This window comes from Aquimarina sp. TRL1 (assembly GCF_013365535.1).
GTDB classification, from domain to species: domain Bacteria; phylum Bacteroidota; class Bacteroidia; order Flavobacteriales; family Flavobacteriaceae; genus Aquimarina; species Aquimarina hainanensis.
Genome location: NZ_CP053590.1, coordinates 2,307,057 through 2,322,406, shown reverse-complemented (window position 1 = coordinate 2,322,406; position 15,350 = coordinate 2,307,057). Strand labels below are relative to the sequence as shown.

The 15,350-nt window shown below is 35.8% G+C and carries 10 protein-coding genes and 1 tRNA gene; 4 read left to right on the top strand and 7 right to left on the bottom strand.

The features are described 5' to 3' along the window. Nucleotides 1–13: 13 nt before the first annotated feature. Nucleotides 14–1,246, bottom strand: a complete 1,233-nt coding sequence (gene nusA / locus HN014_RS09465; RefSeq protein ID WP_176028639.1) for a transcription termination factor NusA — start codon at nt 1,244–1,246, stop codon at nt 14–16. 12 nt (nt 1,247–1,258) lie between these two features. Further along, on the bottom strand, nt 1,259–1,723 hold the full coding sequence (gene rimP / locus HN014_RS09460) for a ribosome assembly cofactor RimP (protein ID WP_176028638.1): 465 nt from the start codon (nt 1,721–1,723) through the stop codon (nt 1,259–1,261). A 188-nt stretch (nt 1,724–1,911) separates the two neighbouring features. Between rimP and HN014_RS09455 the strand changes: the two genes are divergently transcribed. Continuing rightward, entirely contained in the window at nt 1,912–2,754 is an 843-nt protein-coding gene (locus HN014_RS09455) for a universal stress protein (protein ID WP_368660074.1), read from the top strand. 170 nt (nt 2,755–2,924) lie between these two features. Here HN014_RS09455 and HN014_RS09450 read toward each other — a convergent pair whose 3' ends face one another. Together HN014_RS09450 and HN014_RS09445 are read right to left on the bottom strand one after the other, a co-directional pair. Then, entirely contained in the window at nt 2,925–4,250 is a 1,326-nt protein-coding gene (locus HN014_RS09450; protein ID WP_176028637.1) for a DUF1028 domain-containing protein, read from the bottom strand. Nucleotides 4,251–4,621: 371 nt separating this feature from the next. After that, a tRNA-Gln gene (locus HN014_RS09445) sits at nt 4,622–4,694 on the bottom strand. Between the two features lie 196 nt (nt 4,695–4,890). Between HN014_RS09445 and HN014_RS09440 the strand changes: the two genes are divergently transcribed. Together HN014_RS09440 and HN014_RS09435 are read left to right on the top strand one after the other, a co-directional pair. Then, nucleotides 4,891–8,202: a DUF2723 domain-containing protein gene (locus HN014_RS09440; RefSeq protein WP_176028636.1), complete on the top strand. Its 3,312-nt coding sequence runs from the start codon at nt 4,891–4,893 to the stop codon at nt 8,200–8,202. Nucleotides 8,203–8,294: 92 nt separating this feature from the next. Further along, nucleotides 8,295–8,936 (top strand): polysaccharide deacetylase family protein, encoded by a 642-nt coding sequence (locus HN014_RS09435; RefSeq protein WP_176028635.1) that lies wholly within the window; start codon nt 8,295–8,297, stop codon nt 8,934–8,936. Here HN014_RS09435 and HN014_RS09430 read toward each other — a convergent pair whose 3' ends face one another. After that, nucleotides 8,937–9,233: a co-chaperone YbbN gene (locus tag HN014_RS09430; protein WP_176028634.1), complete on the bottom strand. Its 297-nt coding sequence runs from the start codon at nt 9,231–9,233 to the stop codon at nt 8,937–8,939. It abuts the gene before it with no gap. A gap of 80 nt (nt 9,234–9,313) precedes the next feature. Continuing rightward, a complete protein-coding gene (locus HN014_RS09425) occupies nt 9,314–10,552 on the bottom strand; it encodes a metallophosphoesterase (RefSeq protein ID WP_176028633.1) in 1,239 nt (412 codons plus the stop codon). A 517-nt stretch (nt 10,553–11,069) separates the two neighbouring features. On the opposite strand from HN014_RS09425, the gene polA reads away from it, so the two are divergent. Then, complete coding sequence (gene polA, locus HN014_RS09420; RefSeq protein ID WP_176028632.1) at nt 11,070–13,880, top strand: DNA polymerase I; 2,811 nt, start codon at nt 11,070–11,072, stop codon at nt 13,878–13,880. 79 nt (nt 13,881–13,959) lie between these two features. Here the strand turns inward: polA and HN014_RS09415 are convergent, their stop codons facing one another. Then, nucleotides 13,960–15,156 carry a serine hydrolase gene (locus HN014_RS09415; RefSeq protein WP_176028631.1) on the bottom strand — a complete coding sequence of 399 codons (1,197 nt, stop codon included), beginning with the start codon at nt 15,154–15,156 and terminating at the stop codon, nt 13,960–13,962. Between the last annotated feature and the right edge of the window lie 194 nt (nt 15,157–15,350).

Here is a 15,350-nt window from a genome sequence, read left to right as displayed (position 1 = left end):
TTAATTGTGTTTATTAATCTTCAAATTCAGACTTTAAAATTCGAATAACCTCTGTTATTGTCTCTTCTTCAAGATCTGTACGCTTAATCAAATCAGATACATCCTGCTCTAAGATACTCTTTGCCGTGTCTAATCCAATTTTCGCAAATTCTTCTATAATCCAAGAATCTATTTCATCACTAAACTCTGTCAATTCCACATCTTCCTCTACTCCTTCTCTAAAGACATCTATCTCAAAACCTGTCAACTGACCTGCCAGACGTATGTTATGCCCTCCTCGCCCAATTGCTTTTGAAACTTCCTCTGGACGCAACATAACCTGAGCCCTTGTATTATCCTCACTAATCTTTATAGAGGTAACTTTTGCCGGGCTTAATGCTCTTGTAATATACAACTGAACATTATTAGTGTAATTAATTACATCAATATTTTCATTTCCTAATTCACGAACAATTCCATGGATTCGAGAACCTTTCATTCCCACACAAGCTCCTACAGGGTCAATTCTATCATCATAAGAATCCACTGCTACTTTTGCCTTTTCTCCTGGAATCCTCACTACTTTCTTTACAGAAATCAATCCATCAAAAACTTCAGGAATCTCTGATTCAAACAACTTCTCTAAAAATAGCGGAGAAGTTCTAGACATAATTATAGAAGGCTTATTACCTTTTAATTCTACTGCTTCGATGACCCCTCTTACATTATCTCCTTTTCTAAAAAAATCAGACGGAATCTGTCTATCTTTAGGTAGAATCACCTCATTTCCTTCATCATCCAATAAAATAATTGCCCGATGGCGTATGTGATGAACTTCTGCGGTATAGATCTCTCCTTCTAGTTCTTTAAACTGCTTATATACATTTGTATTGTCATGCTCATGTATTTTAGAGATCAAGTTCTGACGTAATGCCAAAATAGAACGTCTTCCCAGATCAATTAACTTCACCTCTTCAGACACATCTTCTCCTACTTCAAAATCAGGCTCAATTTTTCTTGCCTGAGAAAGTGATATTTCCTGATTACTATCTTCTACTTCCCCATCATCTACCACTATCCTATTTCTCCATATCTCTAAATCCCCTTTATCAGGATTTATGATAATATCAAAATTATCATCACTACCAAATTTCTTCTTCAAGGCATTTCTAAATACATCTTCCAAAATCGCCATCAACGTCACGCGATCTATTAACTTATCATCTTTGAATTCTGAAAATGATTCTATTAATGCAATATTTTCCATTTCAGTTTATAATTAAAATGTTATCATAACTTTTGCTTCTTGTATATCTTCAAAACAAAGAGATGCTTCTTTGGTAACGGTTACTTTTCCTTTTCCAACAGGTTTAGGCTCTCTTGCTTTCCAGCGCAGTAACACTGATTCATCTGTCACTGAGATCAACTCTCCTTCAACAGTCTCTTCATTGGTTTTCACGGAAAGCTTTCTTCCAATATTCTTTTTATATTGTCGAATATGCGACAACCCTTCAGAAACCCCTGCTGACATAACCTGCAAAGAAAAATCTTCTTCTTCTCTATCTAAATTATGTTCTATTGATCTGCTTATCGAAATGCAATCTTCTACTTTCACCCCCTCATCACCATCTATAATAACCTCGATATGATTTGAAGGACTTATAGTCCAGTTAATCAAAAACAACTTAGGATTCTCTTTAAGCCCTTCGAGTAAAAATCCTTCAACTTTTTCTTTTAATGACATAGATAGATAAAAAGAGGGGACTTTTCGCCCCCTCACCTCTTAATTTCTCGTTAAACGCTGCAAATATACGAATATTTTTTTAGATAAAAAAAGACATTGACAATCAATTTATTCGTATATTTAAAAGACCCAAGCTACCCGCTAAACTTTCAACGCTTTTATTTATTAACAATTTAAAACCTACGATTATGATAGAAAGAATACTTGTACCCACAGATTTTTCCCCTCAAGCAGAAAGTGCACTAAAAGTAGCTGCTCAGGTAGCCAAAAAGAACAATGCAGAGATTTATTTATTACACATCATCGATCTACCAGACTACTCTAATGACCTAGTCATATCAGGTAACTCTGCTCCGGCACCACCTGCCATCTTGTTTATGCAGCAAACGCATCTCAAGTATGAAGAGTACAAAGACAAGGACTACCTAGAAGGTATTACCGTTAAAGAAACCGTAAGTTTTGAAGGCATGCAAAAGGGCGTTTCCGATACTTGTACCAACAATGATATTGATCTTATCATCATGGGATCCAACGGAGCATCTGGCGTAAAAGAACTGTTTATTGGTTCTAATTCTGAAAAAATAGTGCGTTTTTCAAAAATTCCAGTTTTGGTTATCAAAAATGAATGCGACCTCTTTAATATTAAAAATTTCGTATACGCTTCCAGCTTTGAAGAAGAAGACAAATTAACTTTACTGGCCGCATATAACTTCTCCAAAGAAATAGATGCTACCTTTAATCTGGTATGGATTAACACTTCCAGCAAATTTAGAACTACTCACTATATCGAACATAAGATGAATAGTTTACTCAGCACATTACCCATTGAAGATTACACCTTAAACATCTACAATGATGAAACTATAGAAAAAGGTATTATGAATTTTGCCAACACCATTAAAGCCGGGATTATCGGAATGGGAACTCATGGCAGAACAGGAATATCACATTTTGTAAACGGAAGCATTAGCGAAGACATGGTCAATCATGCCAAAAGACCAGTTATTACATTCAGGATTCCAGCGAACTAAAAAAAACACCTAAGCAACGTACTTTGCTTAGCCGTATAAGCTAAATAAACAAAACAGGAAAGTAAAATTACTTTCCTGTTTTGTTTTACACCACTATAATCAGTTTCCAGACTGATCTATCAGAATTAATTGTTTTTCCTCCCACCACATTAAACAATCTCTACTTCTGATTATTTTACTATTAGCTGATTTACTTCTTTTTGCTGCTTATCATCATAGATCGTAACAAAATACATTCCTGAGAGATACTTTTTTACATCGAGATAAATAGTTGTATTAGGCGTTTTTATACCATTGCTGGCTTTTTCTATAAGCTTACCAAAAACATCATGTATTTCATAAGAAGAAATAAATTGACCATCGGACTTGATCACAACTATATCATCTGCAGGATTCGGATATATCGCAATCTGAGCTCCTCCATCTTTAACAAAAACCTCATTCTTCATATCCAACGTTAAGTTTTTTGAATTTTGCAAACTAAATGGAGTCTGCTCCGAATATCTGAAGCTACCTCCTGAAGCCAAGGTTCTTCCTCCTGATGTCAATTTATAATATCCGTTGCCATACCTACAACAAATCCCATCTCCATATGTATCCTTAATAACAAAAGTGTACTCTCCTGATGGAAGGCATTTTTTTACTGTAATAAGTTCTTTATTATAAGATCCTCCCGAAGCTACCACTTTTCGATCCTTATCTTGTATTTCCCAAGATGTTTCTGTCGGATAGTTATCTGTTTTTAAAGCAAGTGACACCTCCACACATTGACCCAAATTATCATATTCTTTTTGCAAAGCATCAATGGGCTCAAAAACATTTGTTGTAATCCACACATTCAAATCAAGAGAAAGCTTTCCGTGTTCATTATTGGTATCTGACGGATCAGCCACCCGTATATACGCAGAACCCGAACTCACTCCATCCCGCAAACACCTAGAATCAGCCCCGGGTCTTTTAGCCCCTTGCAAGGCTGCCATTAATTTGTCTGCTAAACTCCCTTCGGTTTGCAAAAAAGCAGTTTCCATATCCCTGATAACCTCTTTAGAAAGCAAGATATTCCCAGCTATCGCATAATTAGCCCCCGTAAGATGTAACTTTTCATCAAATACCTTAACCCCAGTATATCCAGCTGTTCTCGGTGCCCCTCCATTTAAATCAACAACAACATATTGCGCATTATCCGGAACCTCTCCATGTTGCACCATCCATTGAATAATTTGCTCAGGAGAATCTCCTGCTTTCATACGCTTAGTAGCTGCTCGTTGATTAGACGGTGTCCATAATGCCTGCGTATTGATTGCCCCTACTCCTAACACAATATCACTTACAGTTATCGCACCATCTTCAGCACTAATACAGGTAGCCCCTGCACTTCCGATTTCACCTGTTTCCGGATCTACTGCTACAATAGAAAAAGTATGTTGCGCAATTAGCGTCATTGGCAATAGCAAAGCAAAGCACAACAAAAAAAAATAATTATTTATATGTCTCATAATGAATTGGTTTTAAGACGTTACTATGTATTCTGGATCTAACATCCTGAAACAAAATAACTAAAAACCCTTTCCTCATTACGATAGCATTTTGTTAAAAAACGTAAAGCTCTTGTTAAATTACAGCATCTTTATCTCACTGACTATCAAAAAGAAACAACCCCAAAACCAGCCTTCTTTGTTTTTCAAACCTTAAAGTATTGCAACCATATCCTACTCACTACAAAGAAACACCCCACTGATGCCTTTTTTCTTTATTGCGCTATCTTTCTCTCTAACCGAAGGAAACTTCTTTACCTCCTCAGAACTACAAGTACATCTTAAAACTTACACAAATAAAAAAAGGGAAGCCTAATTGCTTCCCTTTTTTGTTGGTCTACTAGGGCTCGAACCTAGACTCTTCTGGACCAAAACCAGACGTGTTGCCAGTTACACCATAGACCAATGCGTGATTGCGGGTGCAAATTTAAAACTTTCTTTCATCTCTCCAAACTTTTTCATAAAAAAAATAGATTTTTTTTTCTTTCTCTCTCCATTTGACTGTTTTTGAAACATAAACCTTTTTAATCCGTTTATTAAATAATTCAAAACCGCATTTTATTATTAAATTCGCCACACGTTATATAACTGATAGATCATTATGAACACATTCAACTTTACAAAGTGGAATAAAATTTTAGGATGGGTCGTTTTTGCTATTGCATTACTCACCTACTCATTAACCGTAGAACCCACATCCAGTTTTTGGGATGCAGGAGAATATATTGCTACTTCTTCCAAATTACAAGTCGGTCATCCACCCGGAGCTCCGCTTTTTCAAATGATTGGTGCCTTTGCTTCCATTTTTGCTTCTGACCCTACTCAGATCGCTTTGGTTGTTAATATGACCTCTGCTGTAGCAAGTGCTTTCGCTATTTTATTCATGTTCTGGTCTATCACTATTTTACTCAGAAAACTTATTCTTTCTTCAGAAGAGGAATTTTCTCAAAGCAAAGGAATAGCAGTTTTAGGAGCTGCGTTAGTAGGATCACTTTCCTTTACTTTTACCGATAGTTTCTGGTTTAATGCCGTTGAAGCCGAAGTATATGCAATGGCTACCTGTATTCTATCCATTCTTTTTTATCTTGGATTATTATGGGAACGCGACATGCACAAGCCAAGAGGTAACCGATGGCTTATATTAATTTCGCTAATCGTCGGGCTTTCATTTGGGGTTCACTTTATGGGATTACTATCCATTCCTGCTATTGGGCTTTTATACTATTTTAAAAATTACAAAGTAACCTTGAAAGGTTTTATAACTGCCAATATTATTGTTGTTGCGGTTTTACTTTTTATTTTCAAATTACTACTCCCCAGCACCTTAAAATTCTTCGGAGCTTTAGAAGTCTTTTTTGTGAATAGCATTAACCTTCCTTTTAACTCAGGAACTATTATTGCGGCACTACTGATTTCCACAGCCTTTTATTTTGGGTTAAAATTCACCAGAAAAAAAGAATACGCTCAATTAAATACTTTGTTACTGTGTATCTTGTTTATTTTAGTCGGATTCTCTTCCTGGATCATGCTTCCTATACGTGCTAATGCAGGAACCGTTATCAATGAAAACAATCCTAATAATGCCCGAGAGTTATTAGCCTATTACAACTTGGAGCAATATCCTGAAACTCATTTATTCTACGGTCCTCAATTTTCAGAAATCTATGCCGGATTGGACGAAGATGAACCTTATAAAGAAGGAAAACCTAAATACGAAAAGGACACAAAAAAAGGAAAGTATATAATCGTTAATAAGAATTATAAAAAATCAAGACAAAACCTAGATAACAGGCACAAAGCATTTTTACCCAGAATGTGGAGTACGGAGCACATTTCGAACTACATGGAGTATACAGGACCTTTGAAGTTCACTATAAAACCTGAATATCAAGGCAAAAAAGAGTTGATCGACGTTATAACTGAGTTCAGAAGAGATTATGCCAGAGGAAATATTGATTATGACGATTACCATAAGTTTCTACAATCCTTTGGAGAATATATCAATGTTCAAAAACCCACCTTACTTAGTAATATTCACTATTTAATAGACTATCAAATGGGTTATATGTACTGGAGATATTTTATGTGGAATTTCGTTGGTAGGCAAAATGATGTTCAGGGTAAAATGACGAATTTGGATGGGAACTGGTTAAGCGGAATTAAATTCATCGATGAAACACGTCTAGGATCACAGGAAAACCTCCCTTCTGACGCACTAAAAAACAAAGCGAGAAATACTTATTATTTCTTGCCACTTATTTTAGGGCTACTCGGACTTATATTTCAGGCACAAAAAGACAAAAAGAATTTCTGGATACTCCTTGTATTCTTTCTTTTCACCGGGTTGGCTTTAAAAATTTATCTCAATGAACGCCCATTTGAACCAAGAGAAAGAGATTATGCTTTGGTAGGATCTTTTTATGTCTTTGCTATGTGGATTGGATTTGGAGTTTATGCCTTATTTGATTTACTAAAAGAAGCTATATCTCCAAAGTTATCTGCTCCTATAACAACTGTAATTTGTCTATTAGCAGTTCCAACTTTATTAGCTTCCGAAAACTGGGATGACCACGACAGATCCAACAGATATACCGCTCAGTCAATGGCAAAAATGTATCTCCAGTCCTGCCAAAAAGACGCTATTATTTTCACCATTGGGGACAATGATACTTTTGCTCTTTGGTATGCACAAGAGATTGAGGGATACAGAACAGATGTACGCACTGTCAACACCAGCCTTTTTGCAACTGACTGGTATATTGACCAAATGAAAAGAGCTGCCTACGACAGTAAGCCTATCCCTTCTCAATTGGATCATAAATTCTATGCACATGGTAATAACGATGCCATATTCCATCAAGAAATTACTAAGGACACTATGTTGATCAAAAACTGGATGCGATGGATACAAAGTGACGACCCGAGAACTCAGGGTGATCTGGCTAGTGGGGTAACCGTAAACACATTCCCGACCAAACACATACGAATTCCTGTCGACAAAGAAGCCGTTTTAAAGAACGGTATTGTAGCTCCAGAAGATGCAGACCAAATAGTTCCTTATATCGATATTCATCTCAAAGGAGAGGTACTATACAAAAATCGCCTTATGATGCTTGACATTATTGCCAACAACAACTGGGAACGTCCTATTTATTTTACTGGAGGTAGTTTTGGAGATGATGATTATCTGTGGATGAAAGACTATCTACAATTGGATGGTCTAACTTATAAACTAGTTCCTATTAAAACAAAAGTAGACCCTAGATTACCCTTCGAAATGGGAAGAATTCATACGAAGACCATGTATAACAATGTAAAAAGCTGGGAATGGGGAAATAGTGAAAGCCCAGATATATACCACGATCCGGAAACAAGAAAAAATTCGATTACTTACCGCAGTAACCTCGCTCGATTGGTAGAAGCACTAATCCAGGAAGGTGACATGAAAAAAGCGAAAGAAATTCTTGATTTAGGAATGGAAAAACTTCCGATTGAATACTATGAATATTATACGTTATTAGAACCTTATGTCTCCGGATATTACAAAGTAGGAGAAAAAGAAAAAGCTAGGGCTCTTTGGGTGAAAATTGCTAAAAAATATCAGGAGCAACTTACCTATTTCTCTAACTTAACCTTATTAGAACAGCACAATTACGGAGAAGAAATCTTAATTAACGTTGAACGATACAGAGCTGTTGTGGATCTTTTAATTGAAAACCAGGATAAAGACTGGATCGAAGAAAAGGCAGAAGAATTCAATAGCTACCTCCGAATGTTCTCTAAACTATACAAAGGAGACAGAAGCTATGACGAAGAAGAGGCTATAAGAAAGCAAGAAGAAGATCTAAAAAAGGAATTCAAAAAAGAATCAGATATTCAGGATAGCATAGATTCTATCCCTAATGCTCAATAAGTATTTAATCATAACAAATAACACCAAGCGCTTTCAAAGATATAGAAAGCGCTTTTTTAGTATCTTACAATAACTACAAATAGCATTTATCAATGATCCCTTATAAAACTCCTAAAATCATCAAAAAAATCTTTTCAGGATGTATATGGGATTATTCTAACACACACAAGAAGCACATTCATCTCACCTTTGATGATGGACCAATTCCTGATGTTACAGAATTTGTTCTAGATGAGCTAAAGAAATACAATGCTCGTGCGACTTTCTTTTGCATCGGAGACAACATCAATAAACACCCTTCAGTATTCAAAAGAATTCTATCTGAAGGACACAGCATTGGCAATCACACTATGAACCATCTACAAGCATGGAAGACCCCGACAGACACCTATGTAAATAATATCATCTTATGTGAAAAGCAAATAAACTCACACTGCAAAAGAATGCAACAACCAAAACTTTTTCGTCCTCCTCATGGGCAGATCACACTAAAAACCTATAGAGCTATCAAAAAGATGGGATATAAGATTATTCTTTGGGATGTATTATCGAAAGACTGGGAAGCTTCAATAGATAGAGAAGTGTGCTCTTTAAAAACTATCAAACACACAGAGGAAGGAAGTATTGTTGTTTTTCACGACAGCTTAAAAGCTGCTAATAACATGAAATATGCATTACCTAAGGTGTTGGCACATTTTCATAAAAATGGATATACGTTTAATAGCATCACCTAATTACGTAAACTCTTTCATGATACCAATCAGGGTATTCGCATCCTGCTCCCCACTTTGCCTCCAGACCATTTCACCTCCTTTATAAATCATTAATGTAGGAAGTCCTTTAACCCGTAAAGCAGTTGCTAGTTCTTCATTTTTATCCACATCAATTTTTATAACCTTTCCTCTATCTCCTATCGCAGCAGCAACATCTCTAAGCACTGGATGCATCGCCTTGGAAGGCTCATTCCAATCTGTATAAAAATCGAGCAAAATAGGAATGTTTAAACTAATTAAATCTCCAAACTTTGACATGACATTTATTTTTAATTTTCCGAAAGTGCCTTTACAAAATTCACTTTCTAATTCATTGTAAATATACTACTTTCTAATAATTAAGAAGTTTCGCCCTTTTTTCTTAGCTCTATTATTGATATTTCCGGCCAGATTCCAACTCTTCCCGGAAAAGCATGAAAACCAAACCCTCTATTGACATTCAGATAACGACCATACTCTTGATACATTCCCGCCCATTGTTTATACACATATTGAACCGGACTCCATTTCATAAATCCAGGGATCTCAATTCCAAACTGAAATCCATGTGTATGTCCACTTAAGGTTAAATGATAATGTTCCTGATGTTTTTTCACCTCGTGTTCCCAATGCGACGGATCATGACTCAATAATATCTTAAAATCATCAGCATTTACCTTCTCTGATGCTTTTTTCAGGTCTCCAGCCTGCTTAAAGTTATGCCCCCAGTTTTCTACTCCAATCACAGCAATTTTATCTTCCCCTTTCTCCAGAAAAACACTCTCATTAAGAAGAAGCTTAAAATCAATCTGATCATGTATATTCTTTATTGCTTCAAAATTGGCTGCTTTAGCCTCTTTTGTTTCCCAGCTTACATATTCTCCATAATCATGATTCCCCAAAATAGAATATTTCCCATAGGCAGGGATTTTAATATTTTTAAAAACTGAAATCCAGGGATCCATTTCTTTCGCCATGGTATTAACGATATCACCCGTAAAAAACAACACATCCATTTCCTGTTCATTGATAAGCTCTACCGCATACGCTATTTTCTTTTCATCATCAAAACTACCAGAATGAATATCCGATATCTGTGCTACCCTGAATCCATGAAACGCATCCGGAAGATCATCAAAGTAGAGCGTATATTTTAGTACTTTAAAATTGTATTTCCCCTTAAAAATCCCATGTAAAAAACCTATTAAAGGAATTGCTGCAATCCCAAGAGCAATCTGGCTCACAAACTTTCTTCTTCCCGGAAGGTAGTCTACAGATCTTTTCTCAGCAAAAAAATTAATCAGATACGTCCCAACGGCAACTACCCCTCTAATAATATCCTCTCCCAACAGAAATACAACAATAACCAGTTTAGGAACCAACACTACAAGCAACATCCCTCCTGCTCTCAAAGTTGACTTAGTAGGTCCTATGCTTCTGTCATAAGAATAAAAGACAAACAACACATAACACAATAACACCACTGAAACAAGCAAATAACCCCAATGAAAAGGCTTGCTTTTAATCACCGTTTTAACAGCTTGAAAAGCATAAAATTCAATTAATGACAATAAACTTATTAATAATACCCAACGCATATTTTTCCCCTGATATATTCCAATTAACAAAGCTATTGTTCATTTTAATTATTATTCTATTTTTAAGTAAAAATTAACGATAACTTCATTTTTGACAAATAAAAGTCCTAATTATCCTTAAACAACCACCGAAATGTTAACATTTTATTTCTTATCTAACTTTATTTATTTGTAAATTTGCTGATATAGTGCACTTACACAATACTAAAAGAATGTTTTTTCAGTAAAACAACTACGATATAAACAGTAATTGATAACACTGTTATCAATTTTATTTTGGGGCGAAATGCCGTCTTTTATGACGGCATTTCTTTTTTCTATTCCTGTAGCTTTTTTATGCTAATCAGCTATCCCATACCTTCTAACTCGATCCATACAATATCAAACTCCTTTTTTTGTTTCACATCATACAAATAAATAGAAAATAACTTTGTAGTTTTGACTCCTTATCTATACTAATACTATCATCTTAGTACAGAGAAATCACATTGTTCAACCACAACAATAACAGAAACTTATGTCACAAAACCGTCTTTTTCTTCTCGACGCATACGCTTTGATCTTTAGAGGATATTATGCCTTAATCAAAAACCCCAGAATTAATTCCAAGGGACAGGACACCTCTGCCATTTTAGGTTTTACAAATTCTCTCTTTGATGTGATTAAAAGAGAAAAACCAGATCATCTTGCCGTAGCATTTGACAAAGGAGGAAGTAAAGACCGACTGGAAATCTTCGAAGAATACAAAGCCAATAGAGACGAAACCCCTGAAGCTATAAAAATTGCCGTTCCTATCATTCAGGAGATATTAAAAGCATTGAACATTCCTATTATAGAACTAGAAGGCGTTGAGGCAGATGACCTGATTGGTACACTGGCAAAACAAGCTGAAAAGGAAGGGTATCAAACTTATATGGTAACCCCTGATAAAGATTATGCACAATTGGTTTCTGAAAACATTTTTATGTATCGCCCTGCTAGAATGGGAAATGGAATTGAAATATGGGGAATTCCCGAAGTTCAGAAAAAGTTCGACGTAGAAAGACCTGAACAAGTTATCGATTACTTGGGCATGATGGGAGATGCGGTTGACAATATTCCTGGTCTCCCCGGAGTAGGAGACAAAACAGCTCGTAAGTTTATTGCACAATTCGGTTCCATGGAAACGCTTTTTGAAAATACTGACCAGCTCAAAGGAAAGATGAAAGAAAAAGTCGAAGCCAATCAAGAGTTGGGATTGTTATCCAAAAAACTAGCAACCATTATTACCGATTGCGATGTAACCTTTAACGCAGAAGCCTGTAAGCTATCTGAACCAGACTCTAACAAGGTACAAGAGATATTCGAAGAGCTGGAATTCAGACGACTCAAAGATCAGTTTCTAAAAATCTTTTTTGGAAACGACAACACAAAAACAAACACTAATACAACCAATAAAGCTGCAGGAGCAGGACAATTTTCTCTATTTGGAAGCAATGAAGAACAAGAGGATAAAACAGCCTCTTTCTCTTCCAGAAAGACCATAGAAAACACGGAGCATTTTTACCAAAGTATTGCTCCTGGAATGGCTACCAAATTATTCATACAAAATCTACTGAAACAAGAACAAGTATGTTTTGATACGGAAACAACAGGATTAGATTCTCTTACCGCCGAATTGGTAGGAATCGCTTTTTCTTGGGAAAAAGGCAAAGGATTTTACATTCCCTTTCCCGAAGATCAAAATGAAGCACAGATCCTCATTGAAACTCTTCGTCCTTTCTTCGAATCAGAAGCCATTATTAAAATAGGACAGAACCTCAAATATGATATCAAGGTATTATCCAAATACAATATAACAGTAAAAGGTATTTTATTCGACACCATGCTCGCTCATTATCTTATTAATCCTGATATGAGACATAACATGGATGTGTTATCAGAAACATACCTAAACTACACACCGGTCTCTATAACTGAACTTATCGGAAAAAAAGGGAAAAACCAATTATCTTTCAGAGACGTTCCCGTAGAAAAACAAACCGAATATGCCGTGGAAGATGCAGATATAACATTCCAGCTAAAAGAGCATTTTACACCGGAACTCAATGAAGCGAATATTCTATCACTATTTGAAGATATTGAAATCCCCCTACTAAGGGTCTTAGGAGCTATGGAAATCGAAGGAATTAATCTGGATAAGGATTTTCTCTCTTCTCTCTCTACGGAACTAGAAAACGATATCGATACTCTAAAGCAAAAAATATACGAAAAAGCAGGAGAAGAATTCAACATTGCTTCTCCAAAACAACTAGGTGTCATTTTATTCGAAAAGCTAAAACTTGTCGATAAACCAAAAAAAACAAAAACAGGTCAATACAGCACCTCTGAAGATGTCTTATCCTATCTATCCAAGGACCATGAAATCATCAGAAACATATTAGAATACAGAGGATTATCTAAACTAAAAAGCACCTATATAGATGCACTCCCTAATCAGGTTAATACAACTACAGGAAGAGTTCATACTGACTATATGCAAACTGTAGCTGCAACAGGAAGACTAAGCTCCAACAACCCTAACCTACAAAACATTCCTATCAGAACTGAAAGAGGAAGGCAAGTGCGAAAAGCATTTATTCCAAGAGATAAAGATCATATTTTACTAGCTGCCGATTACTCTCAGATAGAATTGAGGATTATTGCCGCACTAAGCAAAGAAGAAACAATGATTAGCGCTTTTAAAAACGGGGAAGACATTCACGCTTCTACTGCTGCAAAAGTATTTAATGTTCCTATCGAAGAAGTAAGCCGGGAACAACGAAGTAATGCAAAGACTGTAAATTTTGGGATTATTTATGGTGTATCTGCATTCGGATTAAGCAACCAAACAGATTTATCCCGAAGCGAAGCGAAAGAACTAATCGACACCTATTATAAGACATATCCCAAATTGAGAAATTACATTAGTGAACAAGTAGATTTCGCTAGAGAGAACGGATATGTACAGACCGTTCTGGGAAGGCGCCGTTATCTAAAAGACATTAACTCTGCCAATGCTGTTGTCAGAGGTGCTGCAGAGCGAAATGCTGTTAACGCTCCTATACAAGGAAGTGCAGCAGATATTATAAAAATTGCCATGATCAACATACACAAAAAACTAACCGATGGTAATTTTAAAACCAAAATGCTTTTACAGGTTCATGATGAATTGGTTTTTGATGTTTACAAACCTGAATTAGAAAGCATCAAATCGATCATTCAGTCCGAAATGGAAAATGCCTACACCCTCGAAGTCCCTCTTGATGTAGAACTGGGAACTGGTGAAAACTGGCTAGAAGCACATTAAAATACTAAACAAACAAAAAGCTCTGAAAAAATCAGAGCTTTTTGTTTTATACTACCTGGCAGCAATACAAATTAGCTATTTATTTTATCTCTTTATAAAAGTCATAATAATTAAGAAATGTTGGAATCACTGCCCCATTATATGTATTTGGACCATTAAACAAGGCACAAACAGCAATTCCATTTTCAGGATCAATTAACAATTGTCCTTTATACTGATTTACATTCCCGCCATGATACATAATTGTTCTTCCATTATACTCCAGAACCCTCCAGCCTTTGGCATAAAAAGAATCCGTCACTCCTTCCCATAAATTCACATATGTATCCGCATCACTGGTACAGATAACAGGTCTAAAAATTTCTTTCAGGCTCTTTTTTGATATAACATCTGGCCGATGACCGAGCAAGGCTATTAAATATTCCCCCATATCCGAAATAGAAGCATTAATCCCTCCTGCTGCAGCTACATTATAATAGTTCTTATGAAGCTTAGCCAGACTGTATTTTTTAGAATAATGATTCCATTTGTGCGGCAACGCTACATTAGAGTTAGCTTTAATTTCCTCATAACTGGAAGACGCATTACGCATCCCCAATGGTACAAACAAACGTTCTTTAAGAAGCTTATCAAATCTTTTTCCCGTTGCTTTTTCCATCACTTTTTCTACAATCGAAAAAGCTGCATTCTGATATGCATAGTCTGTCCCTTCTCTGGTTATTACTCCGGTACTTCGAAAGGCAGCTACAATTCGATTCAGCGGAAGTCCTTTATGAATCAATCTAGTATTGGTATACTTATAAAATCCACCAGTGTGAGATAGAAGATGTTCTACCCGTAATCTATTTGCTTGTTGTTTATCTCTCAGGTCAAATTGACTTACAGATTCTTTTACTTTTTGCCTCCATTCCAATTCCCCCTGATCCACCATATTTCCAGCCAAGACAGCAGTTACCCCTTTAGACAAACTCGCTATTCTAAAAACTGTATTCTCATCCACAGCATCCTGAGTATGCATATTTTTTACCCCAAATCCTTTCTTAAACAGCACTGTCGAATCTTTAACAATAACCAATGCCGCTCCCGGACATTCGGAAGGGTTAAAATTAGCCTTAAAGAACTTTTCATAATGCTTTAAAAAAGTTTTGAGAGAATCATCTTCTTTTGATACAATTGCCTCATTCAGTTTATTTCCTTCCGAAATATTATTTGACTGCTCTTTTTTACAACTCTGAAACAAAAACAAAAAAACTAAGACAAGACTAATTTTATTCATATACTACAACTCATTAACATTGCCATTCGCTTTGAAATCATTCTAAAAACAATAAAAAACGAATAGCTATTTTTTTTATAAATCCCAAAAATAGGATTTATAACCATCTCAAAGGCAAAACACAGAAAATAATGTAAAAAAATAAGAATGATTTTTTACTAAAAAGATACAGTGACATCAAAATGCTGATCCTC

Bases quoted from the DNA above. Each gene is read 5' to 3' on its own strand.
- nusA (WP_176028639.1), bottom strand. From the start codon at position 1,246: ATGGAAAATATTGCATTAATAGAATCATTTTCAGAATTCAAAGATGAT.
- rimP (WP_176028638.1), bottom strand. From the start codon at position 1,723: ATGTCATTAAAAGAAAAAGTTGAAGGATTTTTACTCGAAGGGCTTAAA.
- HN014_RS09455 (WP_368660074.1), top strand. From the start codon at position 1,912: ATGATAGAAAGAATACTTGTACCCACAGATTTTTCCCCTCAAGCAGAA.
- HN014_RS09450 (WP_176028637.1), bottom strand. From the start codon at position 4,250: ATGAGACATATAAATAATTATTTTTTTTTGTTGTGCTTTGCTTTGCTA.
- HN014_RS09440 (WP_176028636.1), top strand. From the start codon at position 4,891: ATGAACACATTCAACTTTACAAAGTGGAATAAAATTTTAGGATGGGTC.
- HN014_RS09435 (WP_176028635.1), top strand. From the start codon at position 8,295: ATGATCCCTTATAAAACTCCTAAAATCATCAAAAAAATCTTTTCAGGA.
- HN014_RS09430 (WP_176028634.1), bottom strand. From the start codon at position 9,233: ATGTCAAAGTTTGGAGATTTAATTAGTTTAAACATTCCTATTTTGCTC.
- HN014_RS09425 (WP_176028633.1), bottom strand. From the start codon at position 10,552: ATGCGTTGGGTATTATTAATAAGTTTATTGTCATTAATTGAATTTTAT.
- polA (WP_176028632.1), top strand. From the start codon at position 11,070: ATGTCACAAAACCGTCTTTTTCTTCTCGACGCATACGCTTTGATCTTT.
- HN014_RS09415 (WP_176028631.1), bottom strand. From the start codon at position 15,156: ATGAATAAAATTAGTCTTGTCTTAGTTTTTTTGTTTTTGTTTCAGAGT.